The organism is Melioribacteraceae bacterium 4301-Me, from assembly GCA_041538185.1.
Classification (GTDB): domain Bacteria; phylum Bacteroidota; class Ignavibacteria; order Ignavibacteriales; family Melioribacteraceae; genus Pyranulibacter; species Pyranulibacter aquaticus.
On sequence record JBGORM010000002.1, the window covers coordinates 432605 to 449847 of the forward strand.

Below are 17243 nucleotides of genomic sequence, written 5' to 3' on the forward strand. Positions count from 1 at the left end.
CTGTAACTCTCAATAAATTTTTATTAGCGTTTTAGTTTCTGTTAGGAAAAATCAAAATATGTTATATTGGCAGTTAAAAAAATATTTAATAGACAAAATGAACAATGAACCTGAGGTAACACTACAATTAGCAATTGAACATGGATTAACGGAAGAGGAGTTTAATTTAATTTGCAAAAAACTTGGTCGTATACCTAATTATACTGAATTAGGTATATTCAGTGTAATGTGGAGTGAGCATTGCAGTTACAAAAACTCGATAGCGCTGTTGAAAACTCTGCCACGTTCAGGTGGAAAGTTGTTGGTAGGTGCTGGAGAAGAGAATGCAGGTTTGGTAGATATTGGTGATGGACAAGCTATTGCATTTAAAATAGAGAGCCATAACCATCCCTCAGCAGTTGAACCATATCAAGGCGCTGCTACAGGTGTAGGCGGAATTTTACGTGATATTTTTACTATGGGTGCTCGACCTATAGCTTCACTTAATTCACTTCGGTTTGGAACCTTAGATGATCCCCGCACTAAATTTTTGTTTGAAGGAGTAGTGAAAGGAATTGGAGATTATGGAAATAGTTTTGGTGTGCCTACTGTTGCCGGCGAAGTTTATTTCGATGAATCCTATAAAGATAATCCTCTCGTAAATGCAATGGCAATTGGATTAGTGGAAACTGATAAAGTGGTTTCAGCAATTGCAAAAGGGAAAGGTAATCCAGTAATGATTGTTGGTTCGGCTACAGGAAGAGATGGAATACATGGTGCCACTTTTGCTTCTGAAGAAATTTCGGAAAAGTCTGAAACTAAACGTCCCTCAGTTCAAGTAGGTGACCCCTTCACCGAAAAACTTTTGTTAGAAGCTACTTTAGAAATTATTAAGGAAAATTTAGTTGTTGGCATTCAAGATATGGGTGCTGCTGGAATTTCATGTTCAACTTCTGAAATGAGTGCAAAAGGAAAAAGTGGAATGAAAATTAATTTGGATAAAGTTCCTCTTCGAGAAAAAAATATGACCGCCTACGAAATTATGCTTTCTGAAAGCCAAGAAAGAATGCTGGTTGTAGGTAAAAAAGGTAAAGAAAATAGAATAAAAGAAATCTTTGAAAAGTGGGATTTAAATTGTGAAATAATTGGAGAAGTTACTGAAGATGGTATTTTAGAGGTTGAGTATCAAGGTCAATGCAAAGCAGCAATTCCTTCTATTGAATTAGTGCTAGGCGGGGGCGCGCCAGTTTATATTAGAGAAACTAAAGAACCAGAGTATCTGCACTACACCAGAAATTTTGACTTAAATAATATCCCTGAACCTGAAAGCATTTCAGAATGTTTTACTAAAATTTTCTCTTCTCCTAATATTGCTTCAAAAAAATGGGTTTACCAGCAATATGATTCAATGGTAATGACCAACACTATTGTTGGGCCTGGACTTGCTGATGCTGCCGTTATTTACATTAAAGGAACTAAAAAAGCAATTTCTACTAAAACTGATTGTAACGGCAGATATGTTTACTTAAATCCTAAAACGGGGGCTATGATTGCTGTAGCAGAATCTGCTCGTAATGTTGTTTGCACGGGTGCAAAACCTTTGGCAATTACAAATTGCTTGAACTTCGGTAATCCTTACAAACCAGAAATTTATTGGACTTTTAAAAAAGCAATTGAGGGAATTTCAGAAGCGTGCCGTTTTTTTAATACACCAGTTACAGGTGGAAATGTTAGCTTTTATAACGAAAGCCCAAGTACTGCAGTCTATCCTACTCCAGTAATTGGAATGGTAGGTTTGATAGAAAATATTGATAATGTTACCACTGCTAATTTCAAAGATGAAGGAGATTTAATTTATCTATTGGGCGAAGATTATGAAGAAGTCGGCGGTAGTGAATACTTAAAGGTAATTCATAATTTGGTTACGGGAGAAATACCAAAATTAGATTTACAGGCAGAAAAAGACCTCCATCGTATTTTACTAAAATTAATTGGGATGAAACTGATAAAGTCTGCACATGATATTTCTGAAGGAGGTATTATAACAGCATTAGCCGAATGCTGTGTTATGAATAGAGAAAATCAGTTGGGTGCACAAGTGAAAGTTCACGTTAAAACACGTGAGGACTTTTCATTATTTTCTGAATCGCAATCTCGTGTGATTGTTACTGTAGCACCAGAAAATCAAGCAAAGTTTGAAGAGATAGCTTCAAAAGGTTTTACTCCTTACTGTCTTATTGGAACTGTCGGTGGTAGAAGTCTAATTGTAAATGATCAATATACTTTCTCGCTTCGCAGTCTCTCAGAGATTTATTTTACTTCCATTGAAAAAAAGATGACTCTCATTACGGGTAACTGATGTACCGTATTAAAATAATTAGAAAAATAACCTCATTTATATCTGTAAAAACATTGAGGAATTTCATAAACTTCTTCAAGTCTTATTTCCCAGTACTTTTTAAAAGGATGGATGAACATCATATATTTCTTTCTGGGGGTGGAATTGCTTTTTCTTTGCTTTTGAGTTTTATACCGCTTGTACTGGTAGTTCTATCTTTAGTAGGAAATTTTTTCAGCCAAACCGCTATTGAATCTGCACTTAAGCAAATAATTGAAGCAGCTATCCCATCTCGAGCTACAGCTAACTTCGTAGAAAAAGTTGTTATTTCAAGGCTACCTGAGGTGATAGAATACAGAACATTAGCAGGCTATATAGGTTTCATTGGTTTAATGTTTACCTCTACATGGTTATTTAGTTCTATGCGGACAATCTTAAATAGAATATTTAACGTTTCCCAGCAAAAGAGTGCAATAATTGGATTGCTTAGGGATATTGGGATGGTGCTTTTATTAGTTGTTTTTGTTGCACTATCCACATTTATACTGCCCACATTTAACGTTATAATGGATTCCGCTGAAAAAGTTGAATTTCTTCGTGCATTTAGATTTACTGAGATTATCGATTTGTCAATAAAATTAATATCACTCTTAGTTTTGTTTTTTATGTTCTTTTTGTTTTACTATATAATTCCATATGAGAAACTTGGGAAAAAAGTACCACTCATAGCTGCGTTTTGGACAACAACTTTTTGGGAAATAGCCCGCTGGATTTTTGGCTATTATGTTAAACATTTTCTTTCTACAAATAATATTTATGGTGCATTTATTTTTATAGTAGTTGTGTTATTCTGGATATTTTACTCCTCATGCTTGTTTATTGTAGGTGCTGAAATTGGGCAGCTTTACAGAGAAAGACTTTCAGAAAAATTGTTAATTAATGATAATAAAAAATAAATTGATTTTTTTTGTTTATGACTTGATTTATGAATTTACTAAATGTAAACTCGTTTTTGTAACTTATTGAAAAATTGTAAAAAGGAGTGATATGAAAATTAAACCTAAAAATCCTAAAGCTGTGCTTTTACAAGTGGTTGTTTTATTTTTAGTTTCTTTTCTTGTTTTGACTAATTGCTCAAATAAAAAAGAAAAACAGCAACAAACTACTGTCCAAAACCCTGAAGATACATTGTTTACAAATAACCCCGATAAATTTCCACCAATTGTTTACTCAGACAAATTTAAGAAATCTTTTGGCGTAGACCCTGTAGAAAATGAAATTATTAAGGCTGGCAAGTTAGGGGTTAAAACAAGAAAATTATATACTACATCATTTAAGTCGGATGGAACGGTTTTAACTAGAGATAAGCTTTATGAAGAAATTGAATTCGATAAAAATGGAAGGAGAGTCAAACATCATTTATACGTTGGGGTTGGCGCAAATCCTAAGACATGGATTTATAAATATGATTCTAAAGGTAATCAGATTTATAAAGAAGTAGTCGATTCACATAATAACTTATTAGCGAGTCAAAAGTCAAAATATGATAATGATGGACGTGAAATTGAAAGTCTATATTTTGATGTTCATAAGCCTGCTAACCAAATTATTAAGTACTTCTACGACGTAAATGGTAATAATGTTAAGTCAATTCTTTTAACACAAAAAGGTGACACATTGTATAAGGAAATTTCTGTTTTTAATTCGGGCGTTATGATTAGTTCTAAATATCTTAATAGCGATGGTGATAGCCTGCAAACAATAGAACGAACTTACAATCAAGCCACTAACACATTTAAAGAAGTAACTGTCACCGGAAAAGTTAAAAAAACAGTTTATTATAAATTTGATCCAAAAGGCAGATTAATTGAAATAAAAGGGGATACATATAAGAGAGAGTATCAATATAACGATGCGGGCGATGTTATAACAGATCAACTCTTAGGTCCAGAAAATGAACTCCAATACGAGATGAAATACAGCTATTTACCTAACGGTTTGATGAGTGAATCAATTAGATATGATTCTAAAAATAGACCAATTTTGAAATCAGTTTATGTGTACGAATATTATAATAACAATGCAAGTTTAGCACAGAAAGCAGGACAGAATAAACAATAAAGCGGGTCTTAATTATAAATTAGAGACATCTGAAAAATTGAATTATCAGCGGTTGTCATTCCCACGTGGGAATTTACCACTTCGTTGAAAACGGGAATCTACTTTGAAAACAATGGATTCCCGTTTGCATGGAATGACTCATTGAATTTTTCAGAAGTCTCAAGTAAATACTTTTCCAGTATAATAGCTTTATTTAATATGAAAGCTGAACTTTATTTTGCTGGCAATTCAATACAAAATTTCCATGTTGAAATTATCTAAACGAAGTTGAGAAAAAATTTTTTTTGTGGGATTAAGTTTTATTTAACTTTTAGTTTTATAGAAATGTTGGTGGTAAGTTAAAAAATTATTGTTGTAATTTATGACTAAATTTTTTTATAACCTTGTCAATACTACTTATGATACAATTCTTACCGTTGGGCGGCGCAGATGAAATTGGAGCTAGTTGTTATTACTTAAATATAGGAGGGACAGGAATAATCTTAGATTCTGGAGTTCACCCACGAAAAAAAGGCTTTGAGTCACTGCCATCATTTGAGTTAATAGAAAATTTGCCGGTGGATTTTGTTTTTATAAGTCATGCCCACCAAGACCATATAGGTGCTCTCCCTTTTTTAGTTAAAAAATTTCCTCATTTAATTATTTACACAACACGACAAACTAAAGAAATTGCTGAATTAACACTCCATAATGCTTCAAACATTTTAATGGAAGAAATGGACACTACCGAGAATTTTATACCCTACACTCACGAAGAAATAGATTTTTTAATAGACTCAATAAGAACAGTTGAATATAACTTACCATTAGAAATTAGTGGGATAAGACATAATAGCACAAACAAAATTAAAGTTGAATTTTATGATGCTGGGCATATCCTTGGTTCTGCTGGAATTCTTATTATTTATGAAGATATAAAAATATTTTATACAGGTGATATTAATCTCTCTAAACAAAAAATTATGGATGGTGCCGATATTCCTTCTACAGCAGTTAATATTCTTTTAACTGAATCGACCTACGGTGCAACAGATTCAAGCTTGTTAAGTAATTGGATTAACGAACAAAAAAGATTTGCCTTGGAAGCAAACAAAATTTTAAACAAGGGAGGCTCAATTCTAATCCCTGTCTTTGCGTTAGGAAAAACTCAAGAACTGCTGGCTACAATTCATTCACTTATTTCCAAGGGTAGTTTGACAGAAACTTTTATTTATACTGGTGGATTAGGAAAACAAATTTCTAAAATTTATGATAGGAATAAGTTTATAGTTAAAAGACAAAATAAAAATTTTGAATTCTCAGATGTAGAACAAATAGACCTATATGATATTAATGATGTAAATTTTTTTAATAAGAAACCTGGGATTGTGCTTGCTTCAAGCGGTATGATGCTTAAAAAAACTAAATCTTATGAATTAATGAGACACTGGATTAACCAAAAAGATTTTGCAGTTTTTATCGTTGGATATGTTGATTCAGAAACACCAGCTTACCAAATATTAAAATCGAACGTGGGGGATAAAATATTATTAGAGCAGGAAGAATACATCGTTAATTGTTCTGTTGAAAGATTTTATTTTCCTTCGCATTCCAAGCGTGAGGAATTATTAGAAATAACAAAAAATTTAAATCCAGAAATAATAGTGCTTTTACATGGAGAAGAAGAGGCAAAGAATTGGCTGGGTAACAAGATGCTTACCTTGAAAGAAAAAATAAAAGTTTACTCAGCAGAAAAAGGCAGAGTTATTAATTTGCTATAAAATTATTCGTTATTCGACTTTATATCCTTAATTATCTTATGAGCTTTTATTCCTGAAAGAATTAAAAGAATCAGCACTATTGATAATACAATAATCAAAAGCATTTCAACTTCCTTTCGAAAAAATCTACTGAAAATTAAGAATTGTTTTACATATTGTCTGTGATAAGCGAGACGGTTAATCTAAGGGATATTAATATCAAAGTTAATCGAAGCGTAAAGAGCAAGAATGAAGTAAGAAGTAAAAATTTTTAGGCAAATAGAAGCAATAAAGGAGATATATACAAATGGCAAAATAAAGACGAATATGTAATTTCTAATACATATTTTGGGCTCAATAAATTATTGAAAGGATTTGTCTACAATTGTGGCGAAATCCTTTTAGCATTGCAATTGAAGGTTATTAATTAAAATCGTCAAGTTTTTCTTTGCTTAGTAATTTCATTGCCTGTGGAAACAAAATATTTTCTTCTCTAAAGATATGAAGCTTCATTGTTTCAATAATTGCCATTCCTTGCTCGTATGCTAATTCAAATGTTATTTCACGCGAGCGTTTATCCGGCAGTTGTGAACCTAACTCTAAAAAATTGAAAACGATGGCTACCGCCTGTGCTACTTTTAAGTGTTCATCCTCCATCAAGTTTATTCCAGTTATAGAAGAGTCAACTGAATTGTGCTCCCCGATTTCAATAAGCTTTTTATGAAGAAGAGGAAACAATTTTTTTTCTTCTTTTTGGTTGTGCAGCGGAACTTTTTCATCAAAAAAATTAAAAAATTGTTTTAATCCAATGTCAATTTCATCATTGAAAATCCAATTGTTGTTTTTCCAATTCATAAGAGCAGTTTCAAACTTACTTAAAACTTCTGCGAAGTTTTTGTGTTCATCAATTAATTCTTTTAGAAAAGGATGCATTTTTTCATAAGGTATGGTTTCAATATTCAATGGGTTGTATGCATCAGGCGGATCAAAAGGAGAAAGTTCTTTTTCATTTATCCCTTTATCCACAAATCTTTTTAACGAATCTTTATTTTGTATTGATTTTTTCTGCATAATGTTTTTTCTGTATTTTTCTTTTTGATATGTAACTATCAATTGATAAGTTGCCGCTTCCAAAGGCAAAATAAATTATTAAAAGGAAAAGTACCAATGCAGCTAATTCAAGTGATTGGTTTTGATTTGCCAATCCCTGACTTAGATGCACAAAGAAAACGGCAATAAAAAGTATTGGCAATTGGATAAAAGCAGCAATTCTAGTAAAAAATCCAATTGCCATCATAAAACCGCCAATAATGTGAATAACCACAATGTATGAATACCACCAATAAAAATTATGACCATTGGCAAGCTGAGTAAGCCTATCAATATCAGAAGCAACAATAATTCCTCTTACAAATAATGCAGTCCCTAAAAAAATGCGAGTTAATGAGTAAGCAATATTATTATGGCTGTTAAGCCAATAAATTGTTGAATGTAGTGAATTCATTTTATCACCTAATTTTTCCGCTGTTAATTTTATTAATTGTAATCTGCATCCAAATTAAGCACGTAAGCGAGAGAAAAAATATGAAAAGCCAGCTGCTCGTCCATAAGCCTGTTAATTCTAATAAGTAACCGAAAATTATTGGACCTACAAAACCTCCCAGTCCGCCTAAGACTCCTACCGTTCCGCCTACCACACCAACTGTGTTAGGGAAATACATAGGAATAAATTTATACACTGCACCCATCCCTAACCCCCAAGCTAATCCAATTAACAAAACAAAAAAAACAAAAATATTTACATTAGCCTGAAAATTTATTTTTGTTATGCCTTTAGCAATAAGTTGATTTTTTTTAACGGTATCACCTAATTGAACAGTAGGTTCTTGCCACATAATTTTTTCCGGTAAAACTAAAAAACCATCTTCATTCAAATTAGGTTTGACTTTGAGCGGCGTTAATTGATATTCCTTATCATTAACCTTTATTGAATTGGAAGTAATAGAAGTAACAATACCATTATTTTTTGAAATAATTCCTTTACCCGGTGAGTATAATTCCATTCTCGGAAAAATTAGTAATAAACCTAATATTGTAGAAGCAACAAAGACAGAAAAAAGTACTCGACGTGGTCCGTATTTATCAGAAAGCCAGCCGCCTAACATTCTGATTACACTTGCTGGAAAACTAAATAAACTTGCAACTATACCAGCTTTTACAAACGGCATATAATAAACATTAAGATAGTAGGGAACTAACCATTGAGAGAATGCAACAAAACATCCGAATACAAGGAAATAGTAGAGTCCAAAACGCCATACTCTGATATTGCGTAGCGGCTCAAGTAGTTCAATAAATTTTTTATTGTTTCTTTCAGGCTTTTTATTCTCGGTAAAAACGAAAAAAATAACTGCCATTAAAAATAATATTCCAGCATAAATAATTGGCAGCCATCGCCAACGTTCAATGTTTTGTCCATTGTCAGTTAAAAACTGTAAGATGCTGGGACCAATTAAAGTAGTTAAAGCTGCGCCTAAATTTCCAATACCAAATATTCCTAATGCAGTACCCTGCCATTTAGCCGGAAACCAAACTGATGTATAAGCTACTCCAACTGCAAAACTTGCACCAGTTAAACCGAAACCAAAACTGTATAAAAGAAACAATACATACGAATTTGTAAATGAAAGTAAGAACATCGGTATGGCAGAAATTAACATAAGAATACTATAAATGTAACGTCCACCGTAACGGTCGGTTAAAAGACCGAAAGGTAATCTGAATATAGAACCTGTTAGCACTGGCATTCCAAGCAGCCAGCCAATTTGTACAGGAGTCCAATCAAACACATGGTTATCAACAAGAAATGAAACTAATGTTCCGTTCAACATCCAGGCAGAAAAACAAATTGTAAATGCAAGTGTATTGAAGAATAATATTCTTCGAGCTTTTGCTGTTACCTTTTCTTCCATTTAATCTATTTAATTGTTAGTTGGTCTGTGGATTATCCAGCTTGATTTGGGATTTCTTACTTTCTTGCGATTCCAATTCCATATCACTTTTTGATATGGACGCCATAAATAACTTAAAGGAAATACTAAAAAGTGAACCAATCTTGTAAAAGGAATAATTGCAACAATTAAGAAAGCACCAATTATATGAAGCTGAACGATGATTGGGAGCATAACAATTGCATCAATTTTAGGGTTAAATGTAAAGATAGAATTTAAATATGGAGTTAACACAACAGCAAACCATGAAGAGCCCCAGCGAAAACCATAGGCAACCCATAATCCTAAAAAGACTTGTGCTATTAAAAGTATTTCAAGAATTATATCCATAACGCTTGTAACAACGCGGACCCTTGGTTCTTTAATTCTTCTGTAAAATAAATTTACTAATCCAATAAAAGTTAAAATGCCAAATACAAATGCTGTGATTTCGAGTATTGCTAATCGAACTGGTTGACTGTTCCAGAGAAGAACTGAACCTGGAAAGAGAAAAGCAATTAAGTGACCAAAGAAGAGAAATACTATTCCCCAATGAAATGGCAGTGAACCCCAATACAATTTTCTTGTTTCAAAAAACTGTGATGAAAGTGATGAGTATGTAAATTTTTTGGCTCTGTAACGATAAATCGTTCCTATTAAAAAAACAATCAGTGATAAATAAGGCAATGCAATAAAGAAAAAATTATTTAATATAGTCATTGTCCGCTCCTAATCTGGTATTTCCAATTCTTTGGCAAATTCTGTTTGGGATTTTTCAGAAAATAAAGAGTATTTATCATCATCCGGAAAATTAGTATTCATAGTTATCAGTAATGATTCTAACAGATATTTGTAAACGAGTCCATTTTTTTCTTCAATTGGAATTAAAGTTTTATGATGTTTTTTATAGATTTTATTTTTTCTTTCAATATTTATTTTATCGAATTCTGAAATTATCTTTTTAAGTGCAGGTTTAATAATCAAATAAATCAATTCATTTTTGAATTCCTCATCTTTTGTTTTAGTGATTAGTCTAAGCAAATTAGGAAGATGGTCGGCTAATTCTGTAGAACAATTATTATTTGCTTTTGTATGTTCCTTGTTAAGATTAACAAGGAGTTCACCTCTTTTGTAATCGTCACCAAAAAGAACGTATCCAACATCAAGTGTAGTAATTGCCTGAACATCAAAAGTGCGGGTATAAATTTCTTCCCATTCTTTTAACTGTGTAGTTTTTATGAATTCAAAAAACTCAGCCATTGTTTCAGATGCTTGAGGATAATTTTCATTTAAAAGATTATGTAATTGTTTCAAGTCATGCAGTACTTTAGTATCAGGATAACTCAATGCTGAGGCGAACAATTCACAAATGTTATTTGAAGATTTATTTTCCATTTTTATTCATCAAAAAATGTCTAAAAAAACATTTTACAAATAATAAATAGTAAATAATAAATAATAAATCATAAATCACAATCCTCTCACAGGTTGTTCCTTAAATCCAAAGCCAGTTGAGCCTTTTACGTCTGCAGAATTATCCAGCATTTCCAGAGCTTGTTCTCTATGAGCAGGTGGAATGTTAAAACGATCGTCAAAAGATGCCAGTGCAGTTAATTTGTAAATTTCATCGGCTGTTTCTTTAGTTAGATTAACATCAGCAAGAGCAGCATTTACTAAATCTTTATTCACATCTCCAACAGTAACACCTCTTCTGTAAATTCTTACAGCTAATTGTTTTTTAAGAACATCAACGATTTTTTCTTCATTGCTAGCTCCGAACAAATTTGCCATGTATTTAATTGGAAATCGTGATTGTTCAATTGAACCCCAAATTGAATCGGTGGAAGTATCGTACAAATAATTTTTATTCCAGAACTTTGCAATTGGGTCGAGTTTGCCGGCTTGTTCAGTGTTATCGACATCACTCAAAGAAGCCATAACGGGAAGCAGCGGCGGAACATAAAATAACATTGGCAAAGTTCTGAACTCGGCGTGTAATGGAAGTCCGAGTTTCCAGATTTTTACAAATTTATAAACCGGTGAAGTTTGTGCTGCAGCAATTGTTGAATCGGCAACACCATTTTCCTTTGCATTTTGAATTACAGTTTCATCGAATGGGTCTAAAATCAAATCAAGTTGACGGTCAATTAATTCATCTTCAGGTGCAGAAGCGGCTTCTTTAATTTTATCCGCATCGTAAAGCAGAACTCCTAAATAGCGAATACGACCGACACATGAGTGCATGCAAGCTGGTGCTAATCCGGCTTCTAATCTTGGATAACACAAAATACATTTTTCTGATTTACCTGTGTTCCAATTGTAATATGATTTTTTATAAGGGCAGGCGGTTACACACATTCGCCATGCTCGACATACCTGCTGATTAATTAGAACGATTCCATCTTCACCGCGTTTGTAAATTGCACCAGAAGGACACGAAGCAACACAAGCGGGATTTAAGCAATGATTACAAATTCTTGGAAGATAGAACATTGCCATTTTTTCAAGCTGGAACATAGCTTCTTGTTCAGCAGGAGAAAGGTCTTTTAAGTTCGGATCTCGTCTTGCATATTCAGGTGTACCGCTTAAGTCATCATCCCAATTCGGACCCATTTTAATATCAATTGGCTTGCCTGTAATAAGTGAAATCGGTCTTGCTGTTGGCTGGTCGTCACCTTGTGGTGATTCAATTAAATCAAGATATTTGTATGTCCATGGTTCATAGTAATCTTCTAAAGACGGCAAGTATGGATTATGAAAAATATTCAAAAGGCCTTTGAACTTGCCAGAACCTCTCAAAGAAATACTTTTATCTTCATTTCTTTTCCAGCCACCTTTGTAAATATTTTGATCTTCCCATTTGGTTGGATAACCAGTTCCGGGTTTTGTCTCTACGTTATTCCACCACATGTATTCTGCACCTTTTCTGTCAGTCCATATATTTTTGCAAGCAATTGAACATGTATGACAGCCAATACATTTATCGAGGTGAAACAACATTGCTATTTGCGAACGAACGTCCATAATTTATTATTTATTATTTATAATTTATTATTGATTGTTTTTTTGTATTGTTTTTCTCGATGCAATAAATATTGCCGTTAGTTCAGATGCTTCGTTTATTAAATTTTCTATACGCTCTTTTTTAATCAAATTTTCTTCAAGTATAAATTCTAACCAAAATAGTGATTCATCTGCTTCTTCAATTACTATACTTAATTTTGAAATAAAACTCGCTGTAGATTGAGAAATGCATGCGGCACGATAATTTGCAGCTACTGAAGTACTAGCTCTGATTAACTGCCCTTGCAAATGTTTGCAAAGAATCGTATTAGGTAAATTCAAAGCTAATTTTACACATCGGTGTGCAAAAGATTTTGTTCTCTTTTTAAGTTCTTCTTTATCCATAAATAATAAATAATAAGTAATAAATAATAAATTAGAACACCACTTTTGTCATCTTCTTCACAACTACATGCGTATCGCGATTTGGTGCCGTTGGACCCCAGTAATTAAAATGATAAGAAAATTGTCCATAACCTCCCGCAAGCAAATTTGGCTTAAGGTGAATTCTTGTTATGCTGTTATTCATACCTCCTCTTTTATTGCCGCGCACCTGAGATTTTGGAATTGAAATCGTTCTCTCTACAGTGTGATAAACAATACAAACACCTTTAGGAATTCGCGAACTTACAACTGCGCGAGTACAGTAAACTCCATTATCGTTATAAACTTCAACCCAGTCATTATCATTTATTGAAAGTTCTTTTGCATCTTCCTCATTGAGCCAGCAAGGCTCCATTCCTCTCGATAGAGTTAACATTCGCAAGTTATCCATATAAGTCGAATGAATATGCCATTTACCGTGAGGAGTAAGACAATTAAGAACTTTGGCATTTCCTTCTTTTAAGGTTTCTCTTAAATCTCCATAAACTTCAAATTTTGGTGATGGTTTAAACGTAGGCAAATTTTCTCCAAATGCAATATACATTTCGTGGTCAAGATAAATATGTTGTCTGCCTGTTAAAGTTCTCCATGGGACTAATCTTTCAACGTTGTAAGTAAATGCAGAATATGCTCTGCCATTATTCATTATACCCGACCAAACTGGGGAAGTGTTATATCTTCTTGGCTGTGCTTGCAAGTCTTTGTAATTAAGTCTTACTTCACGGTTCCCTTCACTTAAATCAGTTAAAGCCAGCCCAGTCTTTGATTCCATAAATTTATAAGCTCGATATGTTAACTCGCCATTTGTTAAAGAGGAAAGATATAACACTGCATTTGCTGCCCAGGTATCTTCTTTAATTGATGGATAAATTTTCCCATTAATTATTTCTTTTGGGAAATGATTTGAGCTTATCATATCTTCATAAAAATCATCGCACTTATAATGATTGCCGTGCGCGCCCAATCCTTTTGTCTTGATATTAGGTCCAAGCGTTATAAATTTATCAAAAATTTTTGTGTAATCTCTTTCGATAATTGAAATTTTATGAGTTGTTTTTCCTGGAACAGGTTCGCATTCTCCTAAATACCAATCCTTCATTTCTGGTTGAGTAATTTCATCTGGTGAATCGTGAGATAAAGGAGCTATAACCACATCCTTTTGAATTTCATTAAAATGTTTCTTAGCTAATTGGCTAGTAGTGTAAGCTATATTTCTAAAAATTTCCCAATCGGATTTTGATTCCCACACTGGTGCAATTGCAGCAGATAATGGATGAATGAAAGAATGCAAGTCGGTGCTGTTCAAATCATTTTTTTCATACCAGGATGCAGCAGGCAAAACAATGTCTGAATACAAAGCAGAAGAATCCATTCTGAAGTTCAAATCAACAACTAAATCCATTTTACCTACGGGTGCAATATCGTGCCATTTAATTTCTTCTGTTTTATCTTCACTATCCTGAGCAATTAAATTCGTATGTGTGCCCAAATAATGTTTTAGTGCATATTCGTGACCTTTCATACTTCCAGCAATTGCGTTGCCGCGCCAAATGAACCAAACTCTTGGAAAGTTTATATCATTATCTGGGTCTGCAATTGAATATTCTATTTTCCCCGACTTTAAATTTTCTATAACAGATTTTTTTATTTCATCGTTATTATCATTTGTTGCTTCTTTACAGAGTAAGAGCGAATTTTTATTGAATTGCGGGTAAAAAGGCATCCAGCCCATTCTAACAGATTTAAAGATTAAATCTGCCATGTGCTTTTTTGTTAATTTATTTTCTGGTACAGTATTATATTTTGATGACTTGCCGTCATATCTGTATTGGCAAGTATTTATGTAATGCCAGATTGGAGTTTGTTGAAGTCGAACTGCATCAACCCAATCCCTTGCAAAAGCTATTGTTGACCAGGAATCAACAGGTGCCAATTTTTCCTGTCCAACATAATGATTAAGTCCGCCTCCGTTTTTACCTACGCAGCCGCAAAGCAGCAGTGCCATAATTCCTGCTCTGTACATTAAATTGTTGTGATACCAGTGATTTACACCGGCTCCAATAATTATCATGCACTTGCCCTCAGTATACATTGCAGTTTTAGCCCATTCGCGTGCAAAGTTAATTACTGTTTTTGAGTCAACGCCGGTAAATATCTCTTGCCAGGCTGGAGTGTAAGATGAGTCCTTATCGAAATAATCTTTAGGATAATCTCCGCCTAAATTTCTGTCAATTCCATATTGAGCCATTACAAGGTCATAGACTGTAGCAGCTGCAACTTTTTTACCGTCAACAGTTTCAATTATTTTTACCGGCACACCGCGTAATTTTTTGGTGTTTAGACCAAACTCAATAAACTCTACCTGTAAGATCTCATCATAATTTTCAATTAGAGTTAATAAAGGGTCGTAAGCAGAGTTATCGATTGAATGTTCGTATTTAAGATTCCAGTGACCTTGTAAATTATCCCATCTGTGTCCTGCACTTCCTTTAGGAACAACAAATTTTCCTGTTTGAGAATCGATATTTAAAAATTTCCAATCACCATTAGAAATATCATTAAATTCTTTTAAGCGATTAGCTCTGATGAGTCTTTTAGGTTTATAAACACCGTTGTCATTGACAATTTCAACAAGGAAAGGTGAATCGGTATATCTTTTAACATAATTAATAAAGTACGGAATTTTTTCCTGATGATGAAATTCTTTTAAAATTACGTGAGTTACTGCCATCCAGAAAGCGCCATCACTGCCTGCGTGAAGCGGGACCCATTGGTCAGCATATTTTGCAACTTGACTGAAGTCTGGCGAGAAAACGATTGTCTTTGTACCATTGTGCCGCGATTCTGCGAAGAAATGCACATCTGGTGTGCGTGTCATGTTTAGATTGGCACCCATTACAGCAACCATTTTTGAATTGTACCAATCTGCACTTTCACAAACATCGGTTTGTTCGCCCCATACTTCTGGCGAAGCATTCGGCAAATCGCAGTACCAATCGTAAAAGCTTAGATTAACACCGCCGAATAATTGGAGAAACCTGCTGCCGGCAGCATAACTTAACATTGACATAGCAGGAATTGGAGAAAAACCAATTACTCTATCGGGGCCATATTTTTTTGCTGTATAAATATTTGCTGCTGCAATAATTTCAAGAACTTCATCCCAGCTTGCCCTTCTGAAACCACCTTTTCCGCGAGCCTGTTGGTAATTTTTTCTTTTCTCAACATTATTCTGAATATTTTCCCAGGCTAAAAGCGCATCCCCAGTTTTTTGTTTCTCTTCTCTAAATGTATCTAATAAAGCACCTCTTATCAAAGGATATTTAATTCTTAATGGACTATAAAGATACCATGAAAACGAAATCCCTCTTTGACAACCACGAGGTTCATACGGAGGCAATCCATTTTCCAATAACGGATAATCAGTTTGCTGCGTTTCCCAAACTACAATTCCATCTTTAACATGAATTTGCCATGAACAACCTCCTGTACAATTTACACCATGAGTGCTTCGTACAATTTTATCGTGTTGAAATCTGTTTCTGTAAAATTCTTCCCATTTTCTTGTACTTGGTGAAATAATATCTTTTATCCAGCTCATGTATTTATCAACCTCATTCTAATTTAATTGAGATTAACACTGTATTTTTTTACTCTTTGCCATGCAAAAAGAAAAATGACTAGTACAATATTTAATATTAACACTACTCCAATTAGTAAATCTAATTGCGATTGTAGTGGACTTAATTGTGCTGTGCCCTGCAAATCTGCATTATACAGAAAAGCCAGCAAGTCTTTAATTTCCTGATCTGTTAATGATTTTTGCCCAAAGCCATCAATCATTGCCGGGAAGGGCGGATTTCTTATAATACCGTCAATTCCAGCGGCGCTCAAGCGAGTAAATGCATTTGTAAGATCTTTGGCTAATAATCCACCGTTAAACATTCCCACATTATTCACATTGTGGCATGAGATACATGCCGGTCCGCCATTTGCAAATCTTACTTCCCCCATGAAAAGTTTTTTCCCTCTCTCAATATCAGCTTGTGTTATTAAAGAAGCATTAAAAATTTGCAAGGGAACTTTAGCATTAGGATTATTTGCATCGGGACTGTTAGCAGCTATGTATGAAATGATTGATTTAATTTGAGCTGGAGTTAAATCCTGATCTGGCATAACGACTTTATTGTTCGCTTCAAATACTGCTACCGCCGTTGAATCGCCGGATTTAATAACACTTTGCGACGATTGAACAAATTTTATAATCCATTCCTCGCTTCTTCTTTTGTTAACGTTTGCTAAATCTGGACCGATTAATTTTCCGCTCCCTATTGTGTGGCATGCAGTACACCTCTTCGAAAAAATTTTTTCACCTTCAGATTGTGCTTGTAATGAAGTGTATAATAAAAGTATTATGAACAGAAAAATTTCTTTATACATGATTTTTTTATTCCAAAATTGCTTTTATGTCCAATTTATATGTAAAAATCTATAAACAGAATTTTTATTCTGATATAAGTTAATTATTATAATATAATATATCAACAGTATTATGAGTATTTTCGTCTAAGTTTTATTTTGAAGAAAAATTTTTTCATCTAAAAGTGCACTATAAATATTCAGTTGGGA

Annotated in this window: 13 protein-coding genes; 4 read left to right on the plus strand and 9 right to left on the minus strand. The window is 33.5% G+C overall.

Going from position 1 to position 17243, the window contains the following annotated elements; genetic code table 11:
• Positions 1-97: 97 nt before the first annotated feature.
• The 4 genes from purL (at position 98) to ABRY23_05310 (ending at position 6198) form a co-directional block, all read left to right on the plus strand.
• Positions 98-2338, plus strand: a complete 2241-nt coding sequence (gene purL, locus ABRY23_05295) for a phosphoribosylformylglycinamidine synthase subunit PurL (protein MFA3782464.1) — start codon at positions 98-100, stop codon at positions 2336-2338.
• Positions 2338-3273, plus strand: a complete 936-nt coding sequence (locus tag ABRY23_05300; GenBank protein MFA3782465.1) for a YihY/virulence factor BrkB family protein — start codon at positions 2338-2340, stop codon at positions 3271-3273. Before purL ends, ABRY23_05300 begins: the two co-directional genes overlap by 1 nt.
• Positions 3274-3364: 91 nt before the next feature.
• Complete coding sequence (locus ABRY23_05305) at positions 3365-4438, plus strand: hypothetical protein (protein MFA3782466.1); 1074 nt, start codon at positions 3365-3367, stop codon at positions 4436-4438.
• 398 nt (positions 4439-4836) lie between these two features.
• Entirely contained in the window at positions 4837-6198 is a 1362-nt protein-coding gene (locus ABRY23_05310; GenBank protein ID MFA3782467.1) for an MBL fold metallo-hydrolase, read from the plus strand.
• Positions 6199-6600: 402 nt separating this feature from the next.
• Here ABRY23_05310 and ABRY23_05315 read toward each other — a convergent pair whose 3' ends face one another.
• The 9 genes from ABRY23_05315 to ABRY23_05355 form a co-directional block, all read right to left on the minus strand.
• The gene (locus ABRY23_05315; GenBank protein MFA3782468.1) at positions 6601-7248 is read right to left on the minus strand and encodes a hemerythrin domain-containing protein; all 648 of its coding nucleotides are present in this window, start codon (positions 7246-7248) and stop codon (positions 6601-6603) included.
• Positions 7223-7681 carry a DoxX family protein gene (locus ABRY23_05320; GenBank protein ID MFA3782469.1) on the minus strand — a complete coding sequence of 153 codons (459 nt, stop codon included), beginning with the start codon at positions 7679-7681 and terminating at the stop codon, positions 7223-7225. The genes ABRY23_05315 and ABRY23_05320 overlap by 26 nt, the downstream gene beginning before the upstream one ends.
• Before the next feature lie 4 nt (positions 7682-7685).
• Positions 7686-9149, minus strand: coding sequence for a nitrate/nitrite transporter (locus tag ABRY23_05325; protein ID MFA3782470.1), 1464 nt, complete (start codon positions 9147-9149; stop codon positions 7686-7688).
• 9 nt (positions 9150-9158) lie between these two features.
• A complete protein-coding gene (narI, locus tag ABRY23_05330) occupies positions 9159-9887 on the minus strand; it encodes a respiratory nitrate reductase subunit gamma (protein MFA3782471.1) in 729 nt (242 codons plus the stop codon).
• A gap of 9 nt (positions 9888-9896) precedes the next feature.
• On the minus strand, positions 9897-10562 hold the full coding sequence (locus tag ABRY23_05335; protein MFA3782472.1) for a hypothetical protein: 666 nt from the start codon (positions 10560-10562) through the stop codon (positions 9897-9899).
• Positions 10563-10637: 75 nt separating this feature from the next.
• Positions 10638-12191 carry a nitrate reductase subunit beta gene (narH, locus tag ABRY23_05340; GenBank protein MFA3782473.1) on the minus strand — a complete coding sequence of 518 codons (1554 nt, stop codon included), beginning with the start codon at positions 12189-12191 and terminating at the stop codon, positions 10638-10640.
• 27 nt (positions 12192-12218) lie between these two features.
• Positions 12219-12575, minus strand: a complete 357-nt coding sequence (locus tag ABRY23_05345; GenBank protein ID MFA3782474.1) for a four helix bundle protein — start codon at positions 12573-12575, stop codon at positions 12219-12221.
• Between the two features lie 31 nt (positions 12576-12606).
• Entirely contained in the window at positions 12607-16215 is a 3609-nt protein-coding gene (locus ABRY23_05350) for a nitrate reductase subunit alpha (GenBank protein MFA3782475.1), read from the minus strand.
• Positions 16216-16238: 23 nt separating this feature from the next.
• Positions 16239-17054 carry a cytochrome c gene (locus ABRY23_05355; GenBank protein ID MFA3782476.1) on the minus strand — a complete coding sequence of 272 codons (816 nt, stop codon included), beginning with the start codon at positions 17052-17054 and terminating at the stop codon, positions 16239-16241.
• Positions 17055-17243: the final 189 nt, after the last annotated feature.

Excerpts from the sequence above, each read along its gene's own strand:
- purL (MFA3782464.1), top strand. The coding sequence starts at position 98 with ATGAACAATGAACCTGAGGTAACACTACAATTAGCAATTGAACATGGA.
- ABRY23_05300 (MFA3782465.1), top strand. The coding sequence starts at position 2,338 with ATGTACCGTATTAAAATAATTAGAAAAATAACCTCATTTATATCTGTA.
- ABRY23_05305 (MFA3782466.1), top strand. The coding sequence starts at position 3,365 with ATGAAAATTAAACCTAAAAATCCTAAAGCTGTGCTTTTACAAGTGGTT.
- ABRY23_05310 (MFA3782467.1), top strand. The coding sequence starts at position 4,837 with ATGATACAATTCTTACCGTTGGGCGGCGCAGATGAAATTGGAGCTAGT.
- ABRY23_05315 (MFA3782468.1), bottom strand. The coding sequence starts at position 7,248 with ATGCAGAAAAAATCAATACAAAATAAAGATTCGTTAAAAAGATTTGTG.
- ABRY23_05320 (MFA3782469.1), bottom strand. The coding sequence starts at position 7,681 with ATGAATTCACTACATTCAACAATTTATTGGCTTAACAGCCATAATAAT.
- ABRY23_05325 (MFA3782470.1), bottom strand. The coding sequence starts at position 9,149 with ATGGAAGAAAAGGTAACAGCAAAAGCTCGAAGAATATTATTCTTCAAT.
- narI (MFA3782471.1), bottom strand. The coding sequence starts at position 9,887 with ATGACTATATTAAATAATTTTTTCTTTATTGCATTGCCTTATTTATCA.
- ABRY23_05335 (MFA3782472.1), bottom strand. The coding sequence starts at position 10,562 with ATGGAAAATAAATCTTCAAATAACATTTGTGAATTGTTCGCCTCAGCA.
- narH (MFA3782473.1), bottom strand. The coding sequence starts at position 12,191 with ATGGACGTTCGTTCGCAAATAGCAATGTTGTTTCACCTCGATAAATGT.
- ABRY23_05345 (MFA3782474.1), bottom strand. The coding sequence starts at position 12,575 with ATGGATAAAGAAGAACTTAAAAAGAGAACAAAATCTTTTGCACACCGA.
- ABRY23_05350 (MFA3782475.1), bottom strand. The coding sequence starts at position 16,215 with ATGAGCTGGATAAAAGATATTATTTCACCAAGTACAAGAAAATGGGAA.
- ABRY23_05355 (MFA3782476.1), bottom strand. The coding sequence starts at position 17,054 with ATGTATAAAGAAATTTTTCTGTTCATAATACTTTTATTATACACTTCA.